The organism is Allofranklinella schreckenbergeri, assembly GCF_003703475.1.
Classification (GTDB): Bacteria; Pseudomonadota; Gammaproteobacteria; order Burkholderiales; family Burkholderiaceae_C; genus Lampropedia; species Lampropedia schreckenbergeri.
Map to the genome: position 1 here is coordinate 1 of NZ_RDQM01000015.1, position 24781 is coordinate 24781.

The 24781-nt window shown below is 64.9% G+C and carries 19 protein-coding genes; 8 read left to right on the top strand and 11 right to left on the bottom strand.

All coding sequences use genetic code 11. From position 1 onward, the window contains the following. Window positions 1-123: 123 nt before the first annotated feature. From greB to groES, 5 genes are all read right to left on the bottom strand, one after another. Window positions 124-681 (bottom strand): transcription elongation factor GreB, encoded by a 558-nt coding sequence (gene greB / locus EBQ26_RS10685; RefSeq protein ID WP_122239010.1) that lies wholly within the window; start codon window positions 679-681, stop codon window positions 124-126. Between the two features lie 201 nt (window positions 682-882). Continuing rightward, window positions 883-2352: a hydroxysqualene dehydroxylase HpnE gene (gene hpnE, locus EBQ26_RS10690; RefSeq protein ID WP_122239074.1), complete on the bottom strand. Its 1470-nt coding sequence runs from the start codon at window positions 2350-2352 to the stop codon at window positions 883-885. Between the two features lie 96 nt (window positions 2353-2448). Further along, a complete protein-coding gene (gene hpnD, locus EBQ26_RS10695) occupies window positions 2449-3303 on the bottom strand; it encodes a presqualene diphosphate synthase HpnD (protein ID WP_122239076.1) in 855 nt (284 codons plus the stop codon). A gap of 163 nt (window positions 3304-3466) precedes the next feature. Beyond that, window positions 3467-5104: a chaperonin GroEL gene (gene groL / locus EBQ26_RS10700; protein ID WP_122239012.1), complete on the bottom strand. Its 1638-nt coding sequence runs from the start codon at window positions 5102-5104 to the stop codon at window positions 3467-3469. Window positions 5105-5211: 107 nt separating this feature from the next. After that, window positions 5212-5502, bottom strand: a complete 291-nt coding sequence (groES, locus tag EBQ26_RS10705) for a co-chaperone GroES (RefSeq protein ID WP_122239014.1) — start codon at window positions 5500-5502, stop codon at window positions 5212-5214. 265 nt (window positions 5503-5767) lie between these two features. On the opposite strand from groES, the gene glnE reads away from it, so the two are divergent. Both glnE and EBQ26_RS10715 read left to right on the top strand, forming a co-directional pair. After that, window positions 5768-8503 (top strand): bifunctional [glutamate--ammonia ligase]-adenylyl-L-tyrosine phosphorylase/[glutamate--ammonia-ligase] adenylyltransferase, encoded by a 2736-nt coding sequence (gene glnE, locus EBQ26_RS10710; RefSeq protein WP_122239016.1) that lies wholly within the window; start codon window positions 5768-5770, stop codon window positions 8501-8503. Window positions 8504-8949: 446 nt separating this feature from the next. Next, window positions 8950-9465, top strand: a complete 516-nt coding sequence (locus tag EBQ26_RS10715) for a hypothetical protein (protein ID WP_122239017.1) — start codon at window positions 8950-8952, stop codon at window positions 9463-9465. Between the two features lie 125 nt (window positions 9466-9590). On the opposite strand, the gene clpB is transcribed toward EBQ26_RS10715, so the two are convergent. The 5 genes from clpB to EBQ26_RS10740 form a co-directional block, all read right to left on the bottom strand. Beyond that, on the bottom strand, window positions 9591-12176 hold the full coding sequence (gene clpB / locus EBQ26_RS10720) for an ATP-dependent chaperone ClpB (RefSeq protein ID WP_122239018.1): 2586 nt from the start codon (window positions 12174-12176) through the stop codon (window positions 9591-9593). A gap of 183 nt (window positions 12177-12359) precedes the next feature. Continuing rightward, window positions 12360-14813 (bottom strand): glycosyltransferase family 4 protein, encoded by a 2454-nt coding sequence (locus EBQ26_RS10725; protein ID WP_122239020.1) that lies wholly within the window; start codon window positions 14811-14813, stop codon window positions 12360-12362. A 45-nt stretch (window positions 14814-14858) separates the two neighbouring features. Beyond that, window positions 14859-15611, bottom strand: coding sequence for an amino acid ABC transporter ATP-binding protein (locus EBQ26_RS10730; RefSeq protein WP_122239078.1), 753 nt, complete (start codon window positions 15609-15611; stop codon window positions 14859-14861). Window positions 15612-15636: 25 nt separating this feature from the next. Further along, on the bottom strand, window positions 15637-16281 hold the full coding sequence (locus EBQ26_RS10735; RefSeq protein WP_122239022.1) for an amino acid ABC transporter permease: 645 nt from the start codon (window positions 16279-16281) through the stop codon (window positions 15637-15639). Window positions 16282-16434: 153 nt separating this feature from the next. Then, complete coding sequence (locus EBQ26_RS10740) at window positions 16435-17214, bottom strand: amino acid ABC transporter substrate-binding protein (protein ID WP_122239024.1); 780 nt, start codon at window positions 17212-17214, stop codon at window positions 16435-16437. 582 nt (window positions 17215-17796) lie between these two features. Here EBQ26_RS10740 and EBQ26_RS10750 point away from each other — a divergent pair. Continuing rightward, complete coding sequence (locus EBQ26_RS10750) at window positions 17797-18075, top strand: LapA family protein (protein ID WP_122239028.1); 279 nt, start codon at window positions 17797-17799, stop codon at window positions 18073-18075. Beyond that, window positions 18065-19303 (top strand): lipopolysaccharide assembly protein LapB, encoded by a 1239-nt coding sequence (locus EBQ26_RS10755; RefSeq protein ID WP_122239030.1) that lies wholly within the window; start codon window positions 18065-18067, stop codon window positions 19301-19303. Before EBQ26_RS10750 ends, EBQ26_RS10755 begins: the two co-directional genes overlap by 11 nt. Window positions 19304-19626: 323 nt before the next feature. On the opposite strand, the gene EBQ26_RS10765 is transcribed toward EBQ26_RS10755, so the two are convergent. After that, window positions 19627-21069: a DUF945 family protein gene (locus EBQ26_RS10765; RefSeq protein ID WP_238944312.1), complete on the bottom strand. Its 1443-nt coding sequence runs from the start codon at window positions 21067-21069 to the stop codon at window positions 19627-19629. On the opposite strand from EBQ26_RS10765, the gene EBQ26_RS13055 reads away from it, so the two are divergent. From EBQ26_RS13055 to EBQ26_RS10780, 4 genes are all read left to right on the top strand, one after another. Then, window positions 21068-21220, top strand: a complete 153-nt coding sequence (locus tag EBQ26_RS13055; RefSeq protein ID WP_238944313.1) for a hypothetical protein — start codon at window positions 21068-21070, stop codon at window positions 21218-21220. The genes EBQ26_RS10765 and EBQ26_RS13055 overlap by 2 nt on opposite strands. Before the next feature lie 46 nt (window positions 21221-21266). After that, a complete protein-coding gene (gene pyrF, locus EBQ26_RS10770; protein WP_122239036.1) occupies window positions 21267-22136 on the top strand; it encodes an orotidine-5'-phosphate decarboxylase in 870 nt (289 codons plus the stop codon). A gap of 64 nt (window positions 22137-22200) precedes the next feature. After that, on the top strand, window positions 22201-23271 hold the full coding sequence (locus EBQ26_RS10775; protein ID WP_238944319.1) for a diguanylate cyclase: 1071 nt from the start codon (window positions 22201-22203) through the stop codon (window positions 23269-23271). Between the two features lie 164 nt (window positions 23272-23435). Beyond that, a complete protein-coding gene (locus tag EBQ26_RS10780) occupies window positions 23436-24683 on the top strand; it encodes a multidrug effflux MFS transporter (protein WP_122239039.1) in 1248 nt (415 codons plus the stop codon). The last annotated feature ends 98 nt before the right edge of the window (window positions 24684-24781 follow it).

Consider the following 24781-nt stretch of genomic DNA (forward strand, 5'->3'; position numbering starts at 1 on the left):
GATCAGATAAGGGGCGACAAAGCTCCATTCTTCATCGCTGACATCACTGGGGTAAGGCTTGCGAGACATGCTGGCACTGTATCCAAGCTCAGCACCACCTCTCGGAAAAGTGCATAACACGCTCTAGGCTGGGGCGGGGTAGCTGACCTCCAGCACCAGCAGGTGCTGCACGCCCGCCGGAGTGCGCAGCGTGACTTCATCGCCGGTGCGGGCTTTGAGTAGCGCACGGGCCACCGGGGCGATCCAGCTGATGCGCTGTTGCAGGCTGTCGGCCTCATCGACGCCGACGATGGTGATGGTGTGCTCCTGGCCCTCGTCGTCCTCATAGCGCACGGTGGCGCCGAAGAAGATTTGGTCGTTGCCGTGGTGGAGGCTGGGGTCCACCACTTGCGCGATTTCCAGCCGTTTGGTCAGAAAGCGCACGCGGCGGTCGATTTCGCGCAGGCGTTTTTTGCCGTAGAGGTAGTCGCCGTTTTCCGAGCGGTCGCCATTTTTGGCGGCCCAGTGCACGGTTTCGACGATTTGCGGGCGCTCGGTCTCCAGCAACTGCCGCAGCTCAGCCTGCAAGCGGGCGTAGCCAGCGGGGGTGAGGTAGTTTTTCACACCCGCTGGCAGCGCGGCGGCGGGCGGTGCTTCGCCTGGGTCGGCGGGGCTGTCTTCCTTGGTGAATGCTTTGCTCATGCGGGCGATGATAGGGCGGGTTGAGGCGGCTTGCTTCCATTCTATTTCAAAGTGAATGGGGTTTGATGCCTGTCATGCCGAAACAAGGTTATTTATTTTCTTTTTGATTTGTAATATTGTGCTTTGTTTATATATCAAAAGCAATAAAACCACCCTATTTCGGCATGATGGGCGTGAAGTTTGTTTTCTTCTGTTTTGCAATCATGCATCGGGCGTCAAGGCGGCGATGGCCTGCTGGCCGCTGCGCACCGCGCCTTCCAGCGTGGCGGGGTAGGGGCCTTGCACATAGTCGCCGCACAAGGCCAGGCCCTGCCAGGCCGGATGGGGCAGCGTGGGTGGCGGGCGCTGCAAGCCCGTGGTGCAGGCGAAGGTGGCGCGCTTTTCCACGATGGTGGCCAGCGCCTGCCAGCGCAGCGGCCCCAGGCCGGGGGCGAGCAAGTGCGGCTGCGCCATCTCGTGCAGGGCTTGCTGGCAGATGGCGCGCTCCAGCGCGGGCTTGTCCAGCCGCAAGGTGCTGGCGACCCAGGCCACCACGCCCGCATCGCCGCTGAGGCGCTGGCGATCGAAGATGAATTGGGCGGGCGCATCCGCGCCGCCGAGGCTGCTGGCCAGCATGGGCCGCGCCAGCAGGGGCGCGCCCGCAGGCGGCAGAGGGCGGCCATCGGGGCTTTGCGCTTGCAGGTACACGGTGCCGATCGGCTCGTGCTGCAAGGCTTGGGCGGTGCGCACCCAGGCCAGCGCGGCTTGGGTTGCGGGGCTGGGTGCGTCGTTTACACCGTTTGCGTCGTTGGCCGTGTGGGCCAGGCTGTGCAGCAGCCGCGCCGCCTCCGGCGCAGGCGTGGCGATGGCGACGGCATCAAACGCCTCGCCCTCCACCAGCCAGCCTGTTGTCTGGCCGGGGGGGCGGGCCAGGTGCGTGACCCGCTCGCCCAGCCGCATCTGCGCGCCGTGGCGGCGCAACCAGTCGCAGGCTGGCTCGGCCAGCAGCGCGCCCAGCGGCACGGTGGGCAGCAGTAGATCGGCGCTGCCAGGGCCGCCATCAAAACTCTCTTGCAGCACGCGCAAAAACACCTCGGCGCTGGCGTGCTCGATGGGGGTGTTGAGGGCGGCGGTGCACAGCGGCTCGATGAGCTGCTGCACCAGCCGCGCGGGCAGGCGCTGGCACAACTGCGCCACGCTGGCCTGTGGCGCGCAGCGAAAGCCCGCCCGCTGCCAGGCGGCGAGGGTGCGCAGCAAGGCCCAGCGCTCGGCCAGCGGCCAGCCGCGGGCGCGGGCAATGCCGATGGCCCCGGCCACGCCCTGCCAGGCGGCGGGCCACCAGCGCGGCAAGGCGGGCAAGGCCAAGCCGTGGTTGCGGGTGTCGCGCAAATCCAGCGGCAGCCGCTGCAAACAGTGGGCGGGGTCTGCGCCCACGGTGCGCATCAGGGCGAGCGAGTCGCGGTAGGCCCCGATCAGGATGTGCTGGCCGTTATCCAGCGTCAGCGCCGCGCCAGTGGGCGAGCGCACTGCCACGCTGCGCGCCCGTCCGCCGGGGGTGCGGGCGGCCTCCCACACCGTGACGGCCATGCCGCGCTGGCAAGCGGCCACCGCAGCGGCCAGCCCGGCCCAGCCTGCGCCAATCACCGCCAGCCGCTGCGGGCGCGGCGCGGTCGGGGAAAGAGAAGTGGGCATGGCAGGCATGGGGGCGGGCAGATGGCGGGGCCGAAGTGGCGTGGGGAGGTGCAAAAAAAGCGCGGCGTACAAGGCACGGCGTACAAGGCGCGCCACTCAGCGCGGCATGCGGCCCAGGGCCTGCACCTGCCAGGCCAGCCAGAGCTTGCGCAAGGGCGTGAGCTGGATGCGCTGGTGCAGCACGCGGAAGTCGCTGCGCTCGATCTCGCGCAGCAGCGTGCGGTAGATGTGGGCCATCATCAAGCCGGGTTTTTGGCTGCGGCGGTCGGCGGCGGGCAAGGCGTCCAGCGCCTGGTCGTAAAACTGCTGGGCACGCTCGGCCTGAAAACGCATCAGCGCGGTGAAGCGCTCGGAGTATTCGCGCTGGAGGATTTCATGCGCCTTGACCCCAAAGCGCTGCAACTCGTTGATGGGCAAATAAATGCGCCCGCGCATGGCGTCCTCGCCCACGTCGCGGATGATGTTGGTCAATTGCAGCGCCAGCCCCAGCGTGTGGGCGTACTGCGTGGTCTGCGCCACATCTTCGGGGCGGCAGCCGAAAATGCACGCCGAAACCTCGCCCACCACGCCCGCCACCAAATGGCAATAGCGCCGCAGCGCGGGGAAGTCCAGATAACGCGTTTGCTGCAAATCCATCTCGCAGCCTTCGATGACGGCCAGCAGGTGCGCCGCCTCAATCCCGTAAGCCTGCGCCGCAGGCATGAAAGCCTGCATCACCGGGTGCGTGGGCTGGCCCGCGTAGGCCTGCGCCACTTCGCCGCGCCACCATTGCAGCTTGGCCGCGGCCACGCCCGCATCGCTGACTTCATCGACCACATCGTCGATTTCGCGGCAGTACACGTAAAACGCCGTAATGGCAGCGCGCCGCTGGGGCGGCAAAAAGCGAAAGGCGTAATAAAAACTGCTGCCCGATTGGGCCGCTTTTTGCTCGACGTACTGCTGTGGGGTCATGGGGGGCGATTGTCCCATGTGGCGGCTCTGGGGCAGGCGTGGTTTGAGCGCGTGTGCTGCAAAGCAAAACCCCGGCGCAGTCATCGACCGCACCGGGGTTTTGCGAAGCTGGAACCAGCCCCCGCTTGCGCAGAGGGCTGGTTGGCGTTAGCGCATCAGCGCATCAGAAGCCGCCCATGCCGCCCATGTCGGGCATGGCAGGCGCTGCGGGAGCGTCGTCTTTCGGAGCTTCGGCCACGACGGCTTCGGTCGTCAGCAGCAGCGAAGCCACGGAAGCGGCGTTTTGCAGCGCGGTGCGGGTGACTTTGGTGGGGTCCAGAATGCCCAGCTCCAGCATGTCGCCATAGGTGTCGTTGGCGGCGTTGAAGCCGAAGTTGCCCGTGCCTTCGTACACCTTGTTGACCACCACGGAAGGTTCGCCGCCGGCGTTGGCCACGATTTCGCGCAGCGGCGCTTCGATGGCTTTGAGGATCAGGCGCACACCGGCTTCCTGCTCGGCGTTGTCGCCCTTGATCTTGCCTTCCACGGCTGCCTTGGCGCGCAGCAGGGCCACGCCGCCGCCGGCGACGATGCCTTCTTCCACGGCAGCGCGGGTGGCGTGCAGGGCGTCTTCCACGCGGGCTTTCTTCTCTTTCATTTCCACTTCGGTGGCTGCGCCGACCTTGATCACGGCCACGCCGCCAGCGAGCTTGGCCACGCGCTCTTGCAGCTTCTCACGGTCGTAGTCGCTGGTGGCTTCTTCGATCTGCACGCGGATTTGCTTGACGCGCGCTTCGATGTCTTCGGCCTTGCCAGCGCCATCGATGATGGTGGTGTTTTCCTTGGCGACTTCGATGGTCTTGGCCTGGCCCAGGTCGGCCAGGGTGACTTTCTCCAGGCTCAGGCCCACTTCTTCGGCGATGACCTTGCCGCCGGTGAGGATGGCGATGTCTTCCAGCATGGCTTTGCGGCGGTCGCCAAAGCCAGGGGCCTTGACGGCGACGACTTTCAGGATGCCGCGGATGGTGTTGACCACCAGCGTAGCCAGGGCTTCGCCTTCAACGTCTTCGGCGATGATCAGCAGCGGGCGGCCAGCCTTGGCGACGGCTTCCAGCGTGGGCAGCAGATCGCGGATGTTGCTGATCTTCTTGTCGAACAGCAGCACGAAGGGGTTGTCCAGCACCGCCACTTGCTTGTCGGGGTTGTTGATGAAGTAGGGGCTGAGGTAGCCGCGGTCGAACTGCATGCCTTCAACGACGTCCAGCTCGTTGTTCAGGCTCTTGCCTTCTTCCACGGTGATCACGCCTTCCTTGCCCACTTTGTCCATGGCTTCGGCGATGATTTTGCCCACGTCCTCATCGCTGTTGGCGGAGATGGAGCCGACCTGGGCGATTTCCTTGGAAGTGGTGATTTGCTTGGATTGCTTTTTCAGCTCTTCCACCAGGGCAGCGACGGCCTTGTCGATACCGCGCTTGACTTCGATGGGGCTGTGGCCGGCGGCCACATACTTCAGGCCTTCGCGCACCACGGACTGGGCCAGCACGGTGGCGGTGGTGGTGCCGTCACCGGCGATGTCGTTGGTCTTGGAAGCCACTTCCTTGACCAGTTGCGCGCCGATGTTCTGGAGCTTGTCCTTGAGTTCGATTTCCTTGGCGACCGAAACACCGTCCTTGGTCACGGTGGGGGCGCCGAAGGAGCGCTCCAGCACCACGTTGCGGCCTTTGGGGCCGAGGGTGACTTTCACGGCGTTGGCCAGGATGTTGACACCTTCGACGATGCGGGTGCGTGCATCGGTGCCGAAAACTACGTCTTTTGCTGCCATTTGATTTCTCCGGGGGCGTCGAGCAACGGCTCGACGGAACAGATTGAGGGGGTAAAAAAATGCGCCCGACCCAAGCGGTCAAGCGCCGAGGCGAAGGGATTGGCCGATTACTTCTCGACGATGGCGAAGATGTCTTCTTCCTTGAGCACCAGCACTTCCTGGCCGTCCACCTTGACGGATTGGCCGCTGTACTTGCCAAACAGCACGCGATCGCCCACTTTCACATCCATTGCCAGGCGGTCGCCATCGTCATCGCGCTTGCCGGGGCCAACGGCCAGCACTTCACCTTGATCGGGCTTTTCAGCGGCGTTGTCGGGGATGACGATGCCCGAAGCTGTGGTGGTTTCGTTTTCCAGACGCTTGACGATCACGCGATCGTGCAGAGGACGCAATGCCATGATGTTTCTCTCCTGAGAACTTGATCTCTATAGATGGGGTTGAGGGTTAAAACCGTAGGTGCGGGCGGCGCTTTTTCATTAGCACTCGCCCGCAACGAGTGCTAATGATAGGGCTGAAAAATGGCCTTTCAAGATCGCCAAAACAAAAAAATGCGCCCTGCCCAGCGGGCTTGGGTGCATCTTTAAACCAACCTCATATCGCGGGAAATATGCACTAACATGCACCAATTGCGCCCTTTTTACTGTTTTTGACGGACTTTTGCCGATGACTGCTCTTGCTGCCTATTCCCGTTATTACCAGCGCATTCAGCGCCGTTATGCCCAGGAATGGGCGCTGCTGCCGCCAGGCCAGGCCACGCGCGAGTGCATGGAGCAGGCTTTGCAAGCGCTGCTGGTGCAGCGCTCGTTGGGCGAGGCCTTGCGCATCTTGCGGCAGTTGGTGCTGGTGCGCTTGATCGAGCGCGATGTGGAGCAGGGCGCGCCCATGCAAGAGGTGGTGCACAGCATGACGGCCCTGGCCGAGCTGGCGCTCGATCACGCTTGCGCCTGGGGCCAGGCCCAATTGCAGGCGCGCTACGGCCAGCCTTGTGACGAGCAAGGCCGTCCTGTGCAATTTTGGGTGGTGGGCATGGGCAAACTGGGCGCGCGCGAGTTGAATGTCTCCAGCGACATCGACTTGATCTACGTTTATGAGCGCGAGGGCCAGACCAGCGGGCGCGACGATGGCCGTGGCGTCATCAGCAACCAGGAGTATTTCGCGCATTTGGTGCGCCACATCCAGACGCTGGTGGGCGATGCCACGGAGCACGGCTTTGTTTTCCGCATGGACTTGGCTTTGCGCCCGCACGGCAAATCGGGGCCGCCCACGATCTCGCTAGGGGCGCTGCACCAGTATTTCCTGGTGCACGGGCGCGAGTGGGAGCGCTTTGCCTGGCTGAAAAGCCGCATCGTGGCGCCGGGCAAATGCGTGCGCATGCCCGGCGTGCTCAAGCTGCGCGAGACGGTGCTGCCGTTCGTGTTCCGGCGTTATCTGGATTACGCCATCTTCGATGCCCTGCGCGATTTGCACCGCCAGATTCGCGAACACGCCAGCGCCCGCAGCGCCGGGCGGCCCGAGCGCGCCAACGATTTGAAGATTGCGCGCGGGGGCATTCGGGAAATTGAATTCATCGTGCAGTTGCTGCAAGTGGTGCGCGGCGGCAACTTCCCCGAGCTGCGCTGCCGCCCTACGCTGGAGGCGCTGGAGCGCCTGGCGCGCGCCGATTTGATGCCCGAGGCCACCGCCGCCCAATTGCAGCAGGCCTACATCTTTTTGCGCCAAAGCGAGCACCGCATCCAATACCTGGACGATCAGCAAACCCACATCCTGCCCACCCAAAGCGCCGATCTGGCCTGGCTGGCCGCCAGCATGGGCTTTGCCGATAGCGCCAGCTATTTGCAAGCGCTGGCGGCGCACCGCGAGCGCGTGGCGCAAGAGTTCGACGCCCTGCTGGGCGCCCAGCAGGGCCGCGCCGATGAGGATGAAACCTTCGTCCACGAAAACACCCACGGTCGGCGCAACCTGCAAAACGTGCCCGCCTCCTTCACGCAATTGCTGGCGCAAGTGCCGCCCGTGATGGCCGAGCACTTGCGCACACGCACCGATTTGGCGCGCTTTCAAACCCTGCGTGAAGGTGCGCGCGCGCGCGCGTTGGCGCTGCTGGCAGCCACCGGCCAGCGCCTGGCCTCGGGCGAGGCCACGCCCGAGGCCGCCACGCGGTTTTGCGACTGGATGGAATCGCTGCTGGGGCGCGAAATCTATTTCGCCTTGCTGATGGAGCGCCCCGCCATCCACGCTCGCCTGCTGCAACTGCTGGGCAGCAGCAAATGGCCGCTGCGCTATATGCACACCCACCCTGGCGTGGTGGATGAGCTGGCCAGCGGCGCCATGCTGCGCGAGCGCTTTGACCCCGAGTGGTTTCTTGACGAGCTGCAACGCCGCCGCGACAGCCTGCGCGAAACCGGCGAGGCCGACGAAGAAGCCCTGATGGACGTGCTGCGCCGCGCCCAGCATGCCGAAACCTTCCGCACCCTGGCGCGCGATGTGGACGGGCGCATCACCGTGGAAGAAGTGGCCGATGACCTCAGCGCCTTGGCCGACACCGTGCTGCAAACCGCTTGCGCCTGGTGCTGGCCGTATTTGCGCAAGCGCCATCGTGAGGCGCCGCAATTTGCCATCATCGGTTACGGCAAGCTCGGCGGCAAAGAGCTGGGCTACGGCAGCGATCTGGACATTGTTTTCGTCTATGACGACGAGCATGAGGACGCCCCCCAGGTCTATGCCAACCTGGTGCGCAAGCTCATCGCCTGGCTCAGCACCGCCACCGCCGAAGGCACGCTCTACGAAATCGACACCGCCTTGCGCCCCAATGGCAACTCCGGCCTGCTGGTCACCAGCTTCAAAGCCTATGCCGACTATCAGCAGCAGCGCGGCAGCAACACCGCCTGGACCTGGGAGCACCAGGCCATGACGCGGGCGCGCTTCGTCCACGGTTGCGAGCAATTGCGCCAGCGTTTTGACGCCGTGCGCGAAGCCGTCATCTGCGCCCCGCGTGACCGCGCCGCCCTGCGCGCGGAAATCGTCGCCATGCGCGAAAAAATGCGCCACGCCCGCCCTATCGCCCCCGGCCAGTTCGATTTGAAGCACAGCCCGGGCGGCATGATCGACATCGAATTTGCCACCCAATACCTGGTGCTGGCCCACGCGGGCGAGCACCGCCAGCTCATCCGCAACGCGGGCAACACCGCCTTGCTGCGCATGGCCGAAGACGCTGGCCTGCTGCCCGCTGGCCTGGGCTACGCTGCCGCCGACAGCTACCGCGCCATGCGCCGCAGCCAGCACACCGCCCGGCTGGATGAATGCCCCGCCACGCTCCCGCTGGAGCAGGCCCAGGCCCTGCAACAAGCCGGGCGGCAATTGTGGGAGGCGGTATTTGGCCCGGCGCAGCCTGAATGCCCCTGAAATTGCAAATCAATAGGAAATAAAAAACCCTTGTTTTGGCATGATGTGAATAAACAAGGGTTTCCTTTGATTGCTATTTCGGTGCGGCTTGCCGCTGCGGGTGGCTGTGCCCCCGCAGCGTGGCCGCGCCACCAGCTCAATCAGGAGAACTGGAACTGCCCCGGCGCATTGAAGGGATCGACGGTCACGGCGATCTGCGACTTGGGCGGGAACTATCGCCGCGCGAAAAGGCGGGCTTGGGCATGTTGCCCGCGGTCCATGGCGCCTTCGGCCTTGATCGCCCGTCCCTGCTCAAACTTGCATCAAAAAACGGCAACCCATCACAAAACGCCCGCTTACGCCTGAAAAGCGCTGTTGCACGGGCAGCCGCCGCCAGGCGGCACACTTCGGCCCTGGCGCGCGGCTGCCATGCCGCGCAGCTTCCAGCTTTTTCAAAGGAGAGATAGATGCGCAACACACCCTTGGCTCACCCTACCATTAGCCGTTTGCTTGCGGGCCTGGCCCTGGCCGCGCTGGCGGCTGCAAGCGCCCATGCCGACGATCGCCGCTGCACGGGCAGCCTGGGCAGCGAGTCGATAGACGGCAATGTGCAGGTGCCCGACGGCGCGCAATGCGTCATGCGCGGCACGCAGATCGATGGCAACATCAAGTTGCAAAAAGGCGCCCGCCTGCAAGCCGAGGGCGTGCGGGTGAACGGCAACGTGCAGGCTGAAGGGCACGCCGACGTACAAGTGCGCAACAGCCAGATCGGCGGCGACATCCAGCTCAAACAAGGCGGCAGCGCCACCCTCACCGGCAACAAAGTGGACGGCGATGTGCAACTGACCAGCAACCGCGGCGCGCAGCGCGTGCAGGACAACGCGATAGACGGCAATCTGCAATGCAAATCCAACCGCCGCCAACCGCAAGGCGGCGGCAACCGCGTCGCTGGCAACAAGGAGGATCAGTGCGCCAGCCTGTAAAGCCCCGGGCTGCGCCCTGATCGGGGCTGCGGCCCCACAAGAAAAAACGCGTCTTCTGCCTAGCCGAAGACGCGTTTTTCATGGGCGCTGCGCCAAAACGCACTGGCGCAGGCCGACAGCAGGTCTTAGCTGAACTGGAACTGGCCCGGAGCCCGTATGGGATCGACCTCGACGCGGATCACGCTCTTGGGATCGAAGCGGCCTTCGAGCAGCGCCTTGGACAGCGGGTTTTCGATGCGCTGCTGAATCGCCCGCTTGAGCGGCCGCGCGCCGAACACCGGATCGAAGCCGACCTTGGCCAGCTCGGCCAGGGCCGCGTCCGAGACTTGCAGGTGCAGCTCCATCTTCTCCAGCCGCTTTTGCAGCGTGGCCAGTTGGATCTTGGCGATCTCGCCAATGTGCTTGGCATCCAGGCCGTGGAAGACCACCGTCTCGTCGATGCGGTTGAGGAACTCGGGGCGGAAGTGGTTTTTCAGCTCCTCCCACACCGCGTCCTTGACCTCTTCATACGGCTTGCCCGCCATCTCCTGGATGCGGTGCGAGCCGATGTTGCTGGTCATGATGATGACGGTGTTCTTGAAGTCCACGGTGCGGCCCTGGCCGTCGGTCAGGCGGCCGTCGTCCAGCACTTGCAGCAGCACGTTGAACACGTCCGGGTGGGCTTTTTCCACCTCGTCGAGCAGCACCACGCTGTAGGGCTTGCGGCGCACGGCTTCGGTGAGATACCCGCCCTCGTCATAGCCCACGTAGCCGGGCGGCGCGCCGATGAGCCGGGCCACGGAGTGCTTCTCCATGAACTCGCTCATGTCGATGCGGATGAGGTGGTCTTCGCTGTCGAACAAAAAGCCCGCCAGCGCTTTGCTCAGCTCGGTCTTGCCCACGCCCGTGGGGCCCAGGAACAAAAAGCTGCCCAGCGGCCGGTTGGGGTCAGACAGGCCCGAGCGCGAGCGGCGGATGGCGTCGGCCACGGCGTCCACCGCCTCGTTCTGGCCCACCACACGCTGGTGCAGCGCATCTTCCATGTGCAGCAGCTTCTCGCGCTCGCCCTGCATCATCTTGCTGACGGGGATGCCGGTGGCGCGGCTGACGACTTCGGCAATCTCCTCCGCGCCCACTTGGGTGCGCAGCAATTGCGGTGCGGTTTTCTCGCGCGCGCCTTCGCTGGCCTGGGCCTCTTTCAACTGCTTTTCCAGCGCGGGCAGCTTGCCGTATTGCAGCTCGGCCACCTGATTGAAGTCGCCCTTGCGGGTGAATTCCTCGATCTGGAACTTGATCTGGTCGATCTCCTTGCGCAGCTGCTCGCTGCCCTGGGCGCTGGCTTTCTCGCTTTTCCAGATTTCTTCCAGGTCGGCGTATTCCTTCTCCAGCTTGGCCAGGTCGTCCTCGATGAGTTGCAGGCGCTTTTTGGAAGCCTCGTCGGTTTCCTTCTTCATGGCCTCGCGCTCGATCTTGAGCTGGATGATGCGGCGGTCGAGCTTGTCCATGGCCTCGGGCTTGGAGTCGATCTCGATCTTGATCTTGGCCGCGGCCTCGTCGATCAGGTCAATCGCCTTGTCGGGCAGGAAGCGGTCGGTGATGTAGCGCGCGCTCAGCTCGGCCGCGGCCACGATGGCCGGGTCGGTGATGTCCACGCCGTGGTGCACTTCGTACTTTTCTTGCAGGCCGCGCAGGATGGCGATGGTGGCTTCCACCGTCGGCTCTTCCACCAGCACTTTCTGGAAGCGCCGCTCCAGCGCCGCGTCTTTTTCGATGTACTTGCGGTACTCGTCCAGCGTGGTCGCGCCAATGCAGTGCAGCTCACCGCGCGAGAGCGCGGGCTTGAGCATGTTGCCCGCGTCCATCGCGCCCTCGGCCTTGCCCGCGCCCACCATGGTGTGGATTTCATCGATGAACAGGATGATGCGGCCCTCGTCCTGCGCCACTTCTTTCAGCACGGACTTGAGGCGCTCCTCGAACTCGCCACGGTACTTGGCCCCGGCCAGCAGGCCGGCCATGTCCAGCACCAGCACGCGCTTGTCCTTGAGCGTGTCGGGCACTTCGCCGGCGACGATGCGCTGGGCCAGCCCTTCGACGATGGCGGTCTTGCCCACGCCCGGTTCGCCAATGAGCACCGGGTTGTTCTTGCTGCGCCGTTGCAGCACCTGGATGGCGCGGCGGATTTCGTCGTCGCGGCCAATCACCGGGTCGAGCTTGCCTTGGGCGGCGCGCTCGGTCAGGTCCAGCGTGTATTTTTTGAGCGCCTCGCGCTGGCTTTCGCCCTCGGCGCTGTCCATGGTCTGGCCGCCGCGCACGGCGTCAATGGCGGTTTCCAGGCTCTTGCGGCTCAGGCCGCTTTCCTTGGCGATGCGCGCGGCCTCGCCTTTGGCGTCGGCCAGCGCCAGCAGGAACATCTCGCTGGGGATGAACTGGTCGCCGCGCTTGATGGCCTCCTTCTCCGTGGCCTGCAACAGCTTCATCAAATCAGGGCTGGGCTGCACCTGCTCCTGGCCCTGCACCTGCGGCAGGCGTTTGATAGCCGCTTCCGCCTCTTGTGCCAGCCGCGCCGTGTTCACGCCCGCGCGCTGCAACAGCGACTTGGGGCCGTCCTCCTGGCGCAGCATGGCCGCCAGCAAATGCTCGGGCTGGATGTAGGCATGGTCGTTGCCCAAAGCCAGCGACTGCGCATCGCCCAGCGCTTCCTGGAATTTGGTGGTGAGTTTGTCGAATCGCATGAAAAAACCCCCTTATGAATGTGTTAGATAGCCCCGCACATAAGGCTGGCGGGGCGGGCATTCAAGGGGGGATGCGGGCTTTTTTGCGTCGCAGGACGCAGGGCGAACGCGTTGGGGGATGGATTTGGTATTCAGATCAAAAGAAATTCAATTTCACTACCATCATGCCGAAACAAGGGTATTTTATTTCTTTTGAAATGGAATTGAATTGCCATTGGGCGTCTGCAATGCCGTCTGTAATGCTTCTTGCAAGGCCGCCCACATGCGCTGGGCGATGGCTGGCCAGTCGCCCAAGTCCACAGCGCGTTGGCGGGCGGCTTCCACCATAGCCTGGCGCTCGGGCGCGGGCAGGTGCAGCAGGCGCTCCAGCGCGGCGGGGAAGTCTTCGATCTCGGCGGCGTGGTAGTGCTGGCCTGCTTGCAAGATGCCACCGCGCCCGCCAAAGGGCGTGCTGAGAATGGGCAGCCCGGCGGCGGCGTATTCCAGCATCTTGAGGTTGGTGCCCGAGCCGCTGATGACGGGGTTCAGCCCCGCGTCGGCAGCAGCCAGCCAGGTGCGCAACTGCGCATCGCTGACGCGGCCCACCAGCCAGACGTTGGGCGGCGCAGGCGGCAGCGCGGGCGCGTCGCACACGCTGCCCAGCACGGCGAAGGCGATGTCGGGGCAACGGTCGGCCCATTGCAGCAGGCTGCGCAGGGCGTCGATATTGGGGCCGTGCAGGCTGCCCACGAATACGGCCAGCGCGGCGGGGGCTGCTCCGCCTTGGGGGGCGGCGCGCTCGCCCTGCGGCATGGGCAGGCCCAGGCTGGCGCGCAGCGCGGCTTTTTGCTGCGTGGTGAGCACGGGATAGCTGCCTGCGGCCACGCCATTGGGCACGACGGCGGGGCGCTGCGCGAGCTGGTAGCGCTGCTGCATGCGCTGGGCGTCCTCCTCGCTGCAGCACAGCACCACGGGGGCCTGGCGGGCGCATTCGCCTTCGACGCGGGCGATGGCGGCCAGTGTGTCTGCGGCATCGGGGTAGATGGCGGCTTTCAGGTCGGCCTCCACGTTCAGCGATTCGTAGATCACGGGGCCGTCCCAAACGGCGCGGATGGCGGGCCAGCCGTAGGGGTGGCAGGCGATGACGGCGTCGGCATCGGCGCATTCGTGCGCAATGGCTTGCAGCCAATCGGGCGTGAGCTGGGGGTGCAGCATGGCGGCCACGTCATCGCAGGTGGCGCGCAACTGCTGCGACAGAGCGGCGCTGGCGCGCTGGTGCTCGGCGGTGGCGGGGATGACCACTTCCGTCAACCCCGCTTGCAGGCGGCGGCGCTGCCGCGCATGGGCGGCCGTGCCCAGGCTGACGACGGTGATGTTGGCGTAGGCGCTGAGGCTGCGGTAGAGCTGTTGCATGCGCACTTGCCCGCCGTTGTGGGCCGGGTAAATGGGGAAGGTGTTGACCACCACCAGCTTGCGCCAGGGCTGGCTGAAGGCGGCGGCCAGGCTGGGCCAGTCGATGTGCGCCACGCTGGCGGCGGCGCGGCTGGCCAGGGCGTCGCGCAGCGCATCGTCCTGCGCCAGACGGTGCATGCCTTCGGCCAGGGCGGGGATGCTGGCCTGGGTGATCCAGCCGTTTTCGCCGTGGCGCACCAGCTCGCAGACGCCGCCGCTGTCGGCGCAGGTGAGCACGGGGCGGCCCGCTTGCAGGGCTTCGAGTGTGATGAGGCCGTAGTCCTCGCGGTCGGGCACAAAGGGCACGAACAGTGCCTGCCGGTAGGCGCTGGCGATTTGTGCATCGGTCAAGCGCCCGACCAGATGGATGTTGGGCTGGTCCTGGCACAGCGCCTCCAAAGCCGGGCGTTGCGGGCCATCGCCTGCGATCACCAATGGCGCGCGCACACCTTGGCGCGCGGCTTGCTGGTAGGCCTGAATGATCCAGTCCAGCCGTTTGGGCGCATCCAGGCGGCTGGCGGTGAAGATGGCGCCGGGCGGCACCTGGGGGCAGGGGGCGCTCTCGGGCCGGGGCAAGGTGGGGTGGTGGATGACTTCAACCTGCGCGCCAGGGGGGAAGTAGTCGGCGCGCGCACGCACGGTGGCGGAGATGGCGGCGTAGCGGCGGATGGCGGTGCGCGCCAGGCCGATGGCGTCCAGCCGGTGCACGATGGTGCGAATCAGCGGGCCAGGCAGTTGGAGCAGCGAGGGCGGTTGCAGCCCGGCGGCTGCGCGCAGCGCGTCGAGGGCGCCAAAGATGTCCTCCAGGGCGGCGCGCTGGCTGCCCGCCTGCGCCAGCGTGTGCAGCAGGGCTTGCACCTGCGGGGTGCGCTCGCCTTTGGGTATTTCGGTGGGCCAGCCCGCGGGCCAGGTGTCGTACAGGCCGCGCAGCTTGTGCTGCACGAATACGTGGTGGTCGGGGTGGGTCGCCATCCAGGCCGGGTATTTGGTGCTGATGACGCGGTCGAAATGCGTCAAATCCAGCGCGGCCCAGCGCCGGTAGCTGTCCACGATCTCCCAGAAATTGCGCTCGGGCGTGGGCAGCTTGATGAGATCGGCTTGCACGCCAGGCTGGGCATTGAGCGCGGCAATCCAGCCAGTCCACAGGTTTTCCGCGCCGCCGATGACGAAGGGAACGGGGCTGGGCGCGATCAAGGCGATTTTCATGGGGCGACGGGCAAGCAGGAACAGCAGGCGCGGGCGTGGGCCGGGTTACAGCATTTGCTGTAAAAACGCCCGTGTGCGTTCGTGCTGGGGGCGGGCAAAAAATTCGGCCGCGGGCGCTTGCTCGATGAGCTGGCCCTGGTCCATGAACACCACACGGTTGGCCACTTCGCGCGCAAAGCCCATTTCGTGCGTGACCACCAGCATGGTCATGTGCTCTTGCGCCAGCTCGCGCATGGTGCGCAGCACTTCGACGGTCAGTTCCGGATCCAGCGCCGAAGTCGGCTCGTCAAACAGCATGATTTGCGGCTCCATCGCCAGCGCGCGGGCGATGGCCACGCGTTGCTTTTGCCCGCCGGAGAGGCGGCCGGGGTAGCTGTCGCGCTTGGCCAGCAGGCCCACTTTGGCCAGCAGCGCCTCGGCGGCGGGGATGGCTTGCTCGCGCCGCTGGCCTTTGACGGTGACGGGGGCCTCAATGATGTTTTCCAGCACAGTCATGTGCGGAAACAGGTTGAACGACTGGAACACCATGCCCATCTTGCGGCAGATGCGGCGCACTTCGTGCTCGCTGACGTAGTGGCTGCGGCCATCGGCGCCGGGCACGGCCAGCGCTTCGCCAGCGATGTGGATGCTGCCTTCGTCGATGGTTTCCAAATGGTTGAGGCAGCGCAAAAACGTGCTTTTGCCCGAGCCGGAAGGGCCGATCACGGCCACGACTTCGCCTTGTGCGAGATCAAGCGAAACGCCATTGAGCACACGGTGGCCGCCAAAGGATTTGCCAATGCCGCTGGCCTGGATCATCAGGCGGCGGGCAGGCGCGTGAGGCTTATGCGTCGTATCGGGCATAGTGTCGCTCCAGGCGCTGGAAGGCCCAGGTCAGGATCAAGGTCATCAGCAGGTAGAACAGCGCCGCCACCACAAAGGCGGTGGTGTTGAAGTCGCGCTGCACGATCAGGCGCGCCGCGCGCAGCAAGTCGTTGAGCGCCAGCACGTAGATCAAGGAGGTGTCCTTGACCAGGGTGATGGTTTCGTTGCTCATGGGCGGCAGGATATGGCGCACCATTTGCGGCAGCACGATGCGCCGCATGGTTTGGCCATAGCTCAGGCCCAGCACTTTGGCGCCCTCGTATTGGCCGCGGTCCACCGCCTGGATGCCGGCGCGGAAGATCTCCGCGAAATACGCGGCGTAATTGAGCACAAAGGCCACCACGGCGGTGGGGAAGTCCGGCAGCGTGATGCCGATGCCCGGCAGTGCGAAATAGATGAAAAAAATCTGCAACAGCAGCGGAGTGCCGCGCATGAGCCAGATATAGCCGTTGACCAGGGCGCTCAGCGGCTTGATGCGCGAGACGCGCAGCAGCGCAAACAGCATGCCCAGCGGGATGGACAGCGCCATGGTGATGGCAAACAGCGTGAGCGTGACCTGAAAGCCCTGCCACAGCGACGGCAGCATGGAGAGGACGTAGTTCATCGGCAAAGAGGTTCAGCGAAAGCCAGCGCGCCGCGCCCGCGCGCAAGGGGCGCAATAACGGCAGAAACGGCGCCTGCGCAGCCAGTTGCGCGGGCGCCGCCCTGTGGGATCGCAAAAAGAGAAAAGAAGCTGCGCGATCCAGCGCTCACCGCATCACTTGATGACGCTGATGCCAAACCACTTTTCAGAGATTTTCTGCGCCGTGCCGTCTTTCTTCATTTCGGCCAGCGTGTCGTCGATTTGCTTGAGCAGCGCATCGTCCTTGCGCAGGCCCACGCCGTAGTCTTCGGTGCCGAAGTGCTCGTCCAGCACCGTCAGCTCCTGGGCGCGCTTGGCAACGTAGTAGCGGCCCACCACTTCGTCAACGACGACGGCATCCAGGCGGCCAGTGGCCAAGTCCATCAGCGCGGTGATGTTGTCGCCAAACGTCTTGAGCTGCTTGAAGGATTTGCCTGCCGGATCCTTGGCGATGGCGTCCGTGGCGCTGCTGCCTTCCTGCGCGCCAACGACCTTGCCTGCCAGATCGGCCTTGGTCTTGATGCCCGATTTGGTGGACACCACCACGATTTGGTGGTTGGCCATGTAAGGGGCGGTAAAGCCGATGTGCTTTTTGCGCTCCTCGGTGATGGTCAGGCCGTTCCACAGCGCATCGACGCGCTTGCTATTGAGTTCAGCTTCTTTGGCGCTCCACTCGATGGGGCGGAACTCGGCCTTCAAGTTCAGGCGCTTGGCCACTTCGCGGGCCATGTCGATGTCAAAGCCCACGATTTCGTTTTTCTCGTCGCGAAACCCCATGGGCGGGAAGTTGTCGTCCAGGCCAACGACAAAGACTTTCTCCGCCGCAGCAGCAGCAGGCGCCGCAGTCTGGGCGTGGGCCGTGAGCATGGCAGCGGCGATAACGGGGGCGATCAAAAGCGTCTTGATTTTCAGCATGGCAAGAGGGTTCACGGATGGTGAAGGGTTGAACGAACCCGACAGTGTAACGGCTCAGTCACCACGCAAGCGTTTGCACAGGGGCCAAGCCCTGCGTTGGCGAGCCGTTGCGCGTGTGCGATGCGCCATACCATGAATGGCGTGCGTGTTAAGAAAGTAGTGACACTTTTTCCGGCTAGTTATGCACACGATCAAAGGCGTTTCGCGCCAGGGCTGGCTTTGCTGCACAAACTGCCGCGCAAAGCCTTCTGTCTTAAAAACTCATCGTAACCCATTGATTTTATTTGAATGAATGGCCTTGCCTAAATTGTGTGCAAACTAACGAAACCCTTGATGCTACGGCCTTCGCACGCAGCGCCCACAGGTTTCTCCACAAACTTATCCACAGGTTTTGGGGGTTAGTGGGTAAACCCTCGGTAAATCAAGCGGTTGCGCGCCTGGGAGGAAAAAACGGCCCGGCGATCCTGGGGATAAGGCGTCGGCCCTTGGATCAGGCGCAGGGGCGCAACAGGCCCTGCGGTATGATGCCAAGGCGTTTGGTTACGGCGCTTTTCCCACGGTTTTTTGCGTGGCGGCATATCCATGAAATATTTTGTATGGCTGCTTCGGGCAGCCTTTTTCTTTCTGCTGTTTGCGTTCTCGCTCAACAACCGGCATGCGGTCACCGTCCATGGTTTCTGGGGCGTGCAATGGCAGGGGCCGCTGGTGCTGGCGATGTTGGTGGCATTCGCGCTAGGGTTGGCTTTGGGCTTGGCGACGGTGATTCCGCGCTGGCGACGCGGGCGCGAGCAGCCTGTGGATGAGTGGACTGCGCCAGGGCGCGCAGCGGTGCAGGGGCAGGAGTTGCAACATGGAGATTGAGTGGAGCTGGCTGCTGCTGGGCTTGCCCATCGCGTTTGTGCTGGGGTGGCTGGCCTCGCGCATGGATTGGCGGCAAATGCGCGTGGCGCAGCGGCATTCGCCGCGCAATTACTTTCAGGGGCTGACGTATTTGCTCAATGAGCAGCAGGACAAGGCGATTGACGTGTTTGTGCAGGCCGTCCAGTCCGACCCTGACACCATCGATTTGCACTTTGCCTTGGGCAGCCTGTTTCGCCGCCGGGGCGAGTATTTGCGGGCGGTGCGCGTGCATGAGCATTTGCTGGCCCGGGCGGATGTGCAGGCGGCCGATCGCGCCCGCGCGCAGTGGGAGCTGGCGCAGGACTTTTTGAAAGCCGGTATTTACGACCGGGCTGAGCAAGCCTTGCTGCCGCTGGAAAACAGCGACAGGCGCCAGCAGGCGCAGTTGGCCTTGCTGCATGTGTACGAGCGCATGCACGATTGGCCCAAGGCGCTGGAGCTGGCCGATCGCATCACGGCCGAAGAAGCGGCCAGCGGCGAGCCGCGCGCGGTGCGCACGGCGGGCCGCCAAATGCATTACTGGTGCGAGCAGGCCGATGAAGCCTTGCAGCGGGGCGATTTTGCGCGTGCGGCGCAACTGCTGGAGCAGGCCCAGCGCAGCGATGCCCAGAGTTTGCGCCCGGCCATTGAGCAAGTGCGCCTGGCCCTGCGGCAAGGGCAGGAGCGCCAAGCCCTGGAGCAGGTGCTGGCGTTGCTGGAGACGCGCAGCCAGGCCGCGCCCGATGTGTTGCCGCTGCTGGCGGGTTTGTTGGGCGGGCATTTCGAGCGCCTCAAGCCCGAGCGGGATTTGCTCGAGCGCATGCATGCGCTGCTGCGCGCGCACTACGAGCAATATGCGCAAAACCCGCAGTACGGCAGCCTGGATGTGCTACTGGCGCTGGTGGCCCTGGAGCATTGCCTGGAGATGCCGCGCGCCGATTTGTGGTACGCCGAGCACCTGCGCCGACGCCCTTCGCTGGTGGCGGCGGCGCGCTGGGTGCAAAGCCAGTGCGACGATGCCCCGCTGCGCGCCTCGCTGGATGTGGCCCAGCGCCCGTGGTTGCGCTACCGCTGCATGCAATGCGGTTTTGAGGCTTCGCGCTATTTCTGGCAATGCCCGGGGTGCCAGAGTTGGGAGAGCTTTCCGCCGCAGCGGGTGGAGGAGTTGGCCGGGGCGCTGCCGGGCGCCCAACGGCCAGACAGGGGGTGAGGTCTTGTTGCAGGCGGCTTTGGCATCATTTCAATCAATGGAAAATTGATTTCAATGTATTCATGACGAAATAGGCGAATATTTTTTCCTATTGATTGGTAATGTTGTGCAAAAAGCGCCGCTGGTTCTCGTCACGCCCGCGCAGGCGGGTGTCCAGTCGCGACGCTGACAGGGGCGGCGTTGCCGTTGGCCAATCCCTCACTCGTGCGCAAGAGGGAGCGCTGGATGCCCGCCTTCGCGGGCATGACGAGAGCCGCCTGCGAGACTGCGGCGCCAGTCAGCGGCCAGGTCCTGGATTTGTCAACGTTCGAGAAAAACACGCGCTAACGCAGCCATTGCTCCAGCCGCGTTGGCTCAAAAGGGCGGTCGTTGAGGGTGGAAAAACCGCCTTGGTAGCGCCAGCGCGTTTCGATGAGCCTGGGCGCGCTGCCCTCGCCACGGTCGCCCGCGTTGCCCGCATTGCCCGCGTGCGTGAACCAGCCTTGCGCGATCAGCTCGCTCAGGTCGTGCAACCACGGCTCGGCCAGGGCCTGGGGGACGCGGAGGTGCACGCTGGCGTGCAGCTTGGGCAGCAGGCTGTAAGGCAGATAGGCCAGGTCGATGGCCGCCAGCGCTGGCGCGCTGACCCAGGCGCTCAGGTGCAGCGGGCCTTGCGGGGTGTGCAAATCCAGCCGCTCCAACTCCAGGCGCAGGTTGCGGGCGGCCAGTGCGGCGCTCAGCGCGTGCAGGCGCTGCTGTTGCGCCAGCGGCCATTGCGCCAGAGCGGCGGCGGGATCTTCCTGCCCGGCCCAGGCAGCCAGCAGCGGGGCGAGGTAGGGCAGCAGGCTTTCGAAGTCGGCCAGGTCAATAGGGCGCAGGGCCAGCGCCAGGGCGGCGGGGCCGGCGCTCTCCAGCCCGTCGCCCAGTGTGGCGTGCAGTGCGCCCGCTTGCGCTTGGGCCTGGAGGTACAGCGCGGGGCGTGGGGGCTGTGCGGCGTCGCTGGCGCTTGGTTGTGCGTTCAGCGTGAAGGTGAGAGCTTGCGCATGCAGCGGTGGCGGGGTGTGGGGATGGGCGCTGACGGGTTGTTGTTGCCGCAGGTGCTGCACGGTGTAGCGGCTATGGCCCTGGCGGCGGTGTTGCAAGGGGGCTGGCCAGGTGTAATCGTCCTCGCCTTGCACGGCGCCCAGCTCCCAGGCGTGGCCCGCATGGCTTTGCCAGTGCAGGCCCTGCCATTGCAACTGGCTGTGGTAGCGGCGTGTGTGGGGGTGGATGGTTTGCGCCAGCGCCACGGCGCCAATGCGCCAGCGCCCTTGGGCATTGGCCCATTGCCAGGTTGGGGCCGACCAGTGCAGGCGGGCTTGGCCGCGCCAGCCCAGCCGCCCTTGCAGGTGCAGGTGCAGGTGTGGCGGCGTGGCGGCGGTAGCGGCGGCATCCGCCCTCTCGGCCTGAGGCAGCGGCATATGGCTGTCCCAGCGGGCCAGCCCCAGGCTGCGCAGGCCGGGCAGGGGGCCGTGGTGGATGTGGTGCTCGATGCGCAGAGGCTGGCCTTGGCTGCCTGGCGCCGGCCCGATGAAGGATGTGGCGCGGGCGCTGCCGATGCCGCGCTGGTAATGCAGCCGCACGGGTACGCCCCGGCGGGCGGCGTAGGCGGCCAGGTGCTCGTGCCCCGCGCGCACGTGCTGTTCGATGCGCAGGCCCACGTACCACGTCGCGCCGCCGTAGGCCAATGCGGCGACAGTGGCGAGCACCGCCACTGTGGCGGCCAAGCGCTTGGCGCTTTGGGTCATGGCTCCCCGTCCCTTTCCTGAAAATGGCAAACGCGGCATTGTTCCACAGCCGCAGGATGGCTGGATTTGCTTATATTTTAAATCAATAGGAAACAAAAATGCCTTGTTTTGGCATGATGGTGTTTTATGTGTGTTTCCTTTAAAAATGTAATAAAAGATGTCAAGCGCAAGGGGGATTTCTGCCACAATCGCCCCCCATGAATGACTCCTCCCCCCGATCAGACGCTCCCGAAGCGCTCTCTTTCACGGCGCAACTGCGCGCCGCGGCCCAGCGCAACCAGTCCATGCTGTGCGTGGGGCTGGATCCTGAGCCTGCGCGCTTTCCCGCCCCCTGGCAGGGCGACAGCGCCCGTATTTACGATTTTTGCGCCGCCATCGTCGAGGCCACGGCCGATCTGGTGTGCGCCTTCAAGCCGCAAATCGCCTACTTCGCCGCCCACGGCGCGGAGGCGCAGTTGGAGCGCTTGATCGCCCATATCCGCCAGGCGGCCCCGGGCGTGCCGGTGATTTTGGATGCCAAGCGCGGCGATATCGGCTCCACTGCCGAGCAGTACGCGCGCGAGGCCTTCGAGCGCTACGGCGCCGATGCCGTCACCCTCTCGCCCTTCATGGGGCGCGATTCGGTCGAGCCTTATCTGCGCTATGCAGGCAAAGGCGCGTTCTTGCTGTGCCGCACCTCCAACCCCGGCGGGGACGATTTCCAAGCCCAGCGCCTGGCGGACGTGCCCGGCCAGCCGCGCCTGTACGAGCACCTGGCGCAATTGGCGCAAGGCCCCTGGAACACCAATGGCGAGCTGGGCCTGGTGGTGGGCGCGACGTACCCGCAGGAAATCGCTGCGGTGCGCCGCATCGCGCCGGATGTGCCTTTGCTCATCCCCGGCGTAGGCGCGCAAGGCGGCGATGCCCAGGCCACCGTGCGGGCGGGCTTTACCGGCTGGGGCAGCGTGGCCATCAATTCCTCGCGCGCCGTGCTGTACGCCAGCGCGGGGGCCGATTTCGCGGTCGCTGCGCGCGCCCAGGCGCAGCGCACGCGCGACGAACTGGCAGCGGCTGCGCAAGGGGCGTGAACAGGCGCTCAGGGGTGCAAAGGCGTTAACCAGCGCAGACAAGCCACCAATGAGGCAGGATGTGATGGCGCAGCAGGACAAGCGCCGCCAAAGGCAGGAGCAATTGCCCCGCCAGGCGTATCCGTTTCGCACCATGGGCTTTGCCTTGGGAGCGCTACCGATTGGCGTATCGCTTTTTGAGCAGCAGGCCCCGTGGCCGTTGTGGGCGCTGCTGCTCATCACCACCTTGGCGTGGCCGCCGCTGGCGCGGTACATGGCGCTGCGCGCGGCCGATCCCCACCGGCGCGAGATTGCGCATTTGCAATGGGATTCGGTCATGGCGGGCTTCTGGGCGGGGTTGATCCATTTCAATCCGCTGCCCACGGCGTTGCTGTTGGTGGCCGCCGTGGTGGATCGCGTGCGCATCGGCATTGAGGGGGTTTGGCAGCGCTCGCTGGCGTGGATTGGGCTGGGCATGGCGCTGGGCGCGGCGCTGGGCGGCTGGCGCTGGCACAGTGAAACCAGCAAGGCCATGGTGGCTGCGTGCGTGCCCTTTATCCTGATCTACTTCATTGTGGTGAATGTGAGCCACCAGCGCCTGCTGCTGCGGTTGCAAGAGAAAAACCAGCAGCTCAAAGCCCTCAGCTTGCAAGATGGGATGACGGGCTTTGCCTCCCGCCACGCTTGGGTGCGCCAAGCCAGCGCCATCCTGGAGCGGTTCAAGCAAGGCGGCTGCGGTGAGGTCGTCATGGTGATGGTGGACTTTGACCAGTTCAAGCAGATCAACGACCGCTACGGCCATGCCGTGGGCGATGATTTGCTGATCCAGATCGCGCGCACCCTGCGTCAGGGCTTTGCCGACGCCTTGTGTGTGGGGCGGCTGGGTGGCGACGAATTTGCGCTGGTGCTCAACGGGCCGTTGCCCGAGGCTGCGCACATTGCCAACGCAGTCTGCCAGCAAGTTGCGGCGCAATCGTTTGCCAACATGCCAGGCTTGCGGTGCAGCATCAGTTGCGGCTTGGCCTGTGCGCATCCCCAGATGCTCTCGCTGCGCGAATGGGCGATACAAGCTGATGCCGCGATGTACCAAGCCAAGCGCGCTGGTGGCGGGCAAATCGCCATCTGGCAGGAGGGGATGGCGGGCAGCCTGCGCTGAAATCGCTGGCTCCCCCCGCGCTTGCCAGAGCTGGTTGGGCAATAGCGGGGTTGGCGCGCATTGCGGCCCATTCATTGCCCCCATTGCGCCTCGCCTGGGGTGAAACGGGCGTATTCTGATTTGCCCCGCGCCGCCCTGTGCCGCACGGCATTGCGAGATTGTTCATGTCCTCCTCCTCTTCTGCTTCTTTCTGGAAAGGCCCTGCCTGGGCATTGCCGGCGCTATTGGCGGCGCTGAGCATGCTGGGGCCGTTTTCCATCGATACGTATTTACCGGCCTTCGCAGGCATCGCCAGCGCCCTGCACGCCTCGCCCATTTACATGCAGCAAACGCTTTCGGCGTATTTGCTCGCGTATGCCTTCATGAACCTGTTTCATGGCGCCTTGGCCGACAGTTTCGGGCGTCGCCCCGTGGTGCTTTGGGGCGTGGCAGCGTTCGGGCTGGCCTCCGTGGGCTGCGCACTGGCCCAGTCCATTGAGCAGTTGATTTTCTGCCGCGCCCTGCAGGGGCTATCGGCTGGCGCCAGCATGGTGGTCTCGCGCGCCATCATCCGCGATGTGTTCGCGCCCGTGCAGGCACAACGGGTGATGAGCCAGGTGACGCTGTTTTTCGGCATCGCGCCCGCCATCGCCCCCATCGTGGGCGGTTGGCTTTACGCCTGGCTGGGCTGGCAAAGCATCTTCTGGTTCATGGCCTGCATGGGCGGGGGGCTGTGGTGGATCAATTGGCGCACGCTGCCGGAAACCTTGCCCCGCCAGGCGCGCCAGCCTTTTCGTTTCTGGCCGCTGCTGGCGGCCTATGGCGAATTGGGCCTGAGCGGGCGTTTTCTGCTGCTGGCGGCCACCAGCGCTGTGCCGTTCAACAGCATGTTCGTGTACATCCTGGCCGCGCCGGAATTTTTGGGCGTGCACCTTCAATTGGCGCCGACGCAATTTTTCTGGATGTTTTTGTGCACCATTGGCGGAATCATGCTCGGGGCGGTTGCCAGCGGGCGACTGGCCGACACCATGCCCCCCAAACGGCAAATCCGCACGGGCTTGCTCATCATGGCGATGGCCACGGCGCTCAACACCGCCATTGCCCTTGGCGGCTTGCGCCAGCCCGTCGTCATGATTGCGCCGCTGGGGGTGCTTGCGCTGGGATGGGCCATCATGATGCCGCCCATTACCCTGCTGGTGCTGGATCTCAACCCCCAGCGCCGGGGCCTGGCCTCCTCCCTGCAAGCCTGCATGACCTCTGCCGTGAACGGGCTAGTGGCGGGCCTTGTGGTGCCGCTGGCCACGCAAACCCGGGCGCTGGATCCGCTGCTGGCCCTGGCGCTGGCGTCGGCCTTGTTCTGGGCCATCGGGCTGCTGGTCTGGCTGTACCTGCACGCGCGCTGGCCCGAAATTGGCCGCCACACGGCCCACTGAAGGCGAGCCATTGCCGGGCCTGCTTTGCTGTGGGCTTGAGGACCACCATCCCAAGAAAAACAGGCAATTAGGCAATGGCTTGGAGTGCTGCTATATTG

What these genes read in the sequence shown, in the direction of transcription:
- greB (WP_122239010.1), bottom strand. Translation starts at nt 681, where the DNA reads ATGAGCAAAGCATTCACCAAGGAAGACAGCCCCGCCGACCCAGGCGAA.
- hpnE (WP_122239074.1), bottom strand. Translation starts at nt 2,352, where the DNA reads ATGCCCACTTCTCTTTCCCCGACCGCGCCGCGCCCGCAGCGGCTGGCG.
- hpnD (WP_122239076.1), bottom strand. Translation starts at nt 3,303, where the DNA reads ATGACCCCACAGCAGTACGTCGAGCAAAAAGCGGCCCAATCGGGCAGC.
- groL (WP_122239012.1), bottom strand. Translation starts at nt 5,104, where the DNA reads ATGGCAGCAAAAGACGTAGTTTTCGGCACCGATGCACGCACCCGCATC.
- groES (WP_122239014.1), bottom strand. Translation starts at nt 5,502, where the DNA reads ATGGCATTGCGTCCTCTGCACGATCGCGTGATCGTCAAGCGTCTGGAA.
- glnE (WP_122239016.1), top strand. Translation starts at nt 5,768, where the DNA reads ATGACTGCTCTTGCTGCCTATTCCCGTTATTACCAGCGCATTCAGCGC.
- EBQ26_RS10715 (WP_122239017.1), top strand. Translation starts at nt 8,950, where the DNA reads ATGCGCAACACACCCTTGGCTCACCCTACCATTAGCCGTTTGCTTGCG.
- clpB (WP_122239018.1), bottom strand. Translation starts at nt 12,176, where the DNA reads ATGCGATTCGACAAACTCACCACCAAATTCCAGGAAGCGCTGGGCGAT.
- EBQ26_RS10725 (WP_122239020.1), bottom strand. Translation starts at nt 14,813, where the DNA reads ATGAAAATCGCCTTGATCGCGCCCAGCCCCGTTCCCTTCGTCATCGGC.
- EBQ26_RS10730 (WP_122239078.1), bottom strand. Translation starts at nt 15,611, where the DNA reads ATGATCCAGGCCAGCGGCATTGGCAAATCCTTTGGCGGCCACCGTGTG.
- EBQ26_RS10735 (WP_122239022.1), bottom strand. Translation starts at nt 16,281, where the DNA reads ATGAACTACGTCCTCTCCATGCTGCCGTCGCTGTGGCAGGGCTTTCAG.
- EBQ26_RS10740 (WP_122239024.1), bottom strand. Translation starts at nt 17,214, where the DNA reads ATGCTGAAAATCAAGACGCTTTTGATCGCCCCCGTTATCGCCGCTGCC.
- EBQ26_RS10750 (WP_122239028.1), top strand. Translation starts at nt 17,797, where the DNA reads ATGAAATATTTTGTATGGCTGCTTCGGGCAGCCTTTTTCTTTCTGCTG.
- EBQ26_RS10755 (WP_122239030.1), top strand. Translation starts at nt 18,065, where the DNA reads ATGGAGATTGAGTGGAGCTGGCTGCTGCTGGGCTTGCCCATCGCGTTT.
- EBQ26_RS13055 (WP_238944313.1), top strand. Translation starts at nt 21,068, where the DNA reads ATGGCTCCCCGTCCCTTTCCTGAAAATGGCAAACGCGGCATTGTTCCA.
- EBQ26_RS10765 (WP_238944312.1), bottom strand. Translation starts at nt 21,069, where the DNA reads ATGACCCAAAGCGCCAAGCGCTTGGCCGCCACAGTGGCGGTGCTCGCC.
- pyrF (WP_122239036.1), top strand. Translation starts at nt 21,267, where the DNA reads ATGAATGACTCCTCCCCCCGATCAGACGCTCCCGAAGCGCTCTCTTTC.
- EBQ26_RS10775 (WP_238944319.1), top strand. Translation starts at nt 22,201, where the DNA reads ATGGCGCAGCAGGACAAGCGCCGCCAAAGGCAGGAGCAATTGCCCCGC.
- EBQ26_RS10780 (WP_122239039.1), top strand. Translation starts at nt 23,436, where the DNA reads ATGTCCTCCTCCTCTTCTGCTTCTTTCTGGAAAGGCCCTGCCTGGGCA.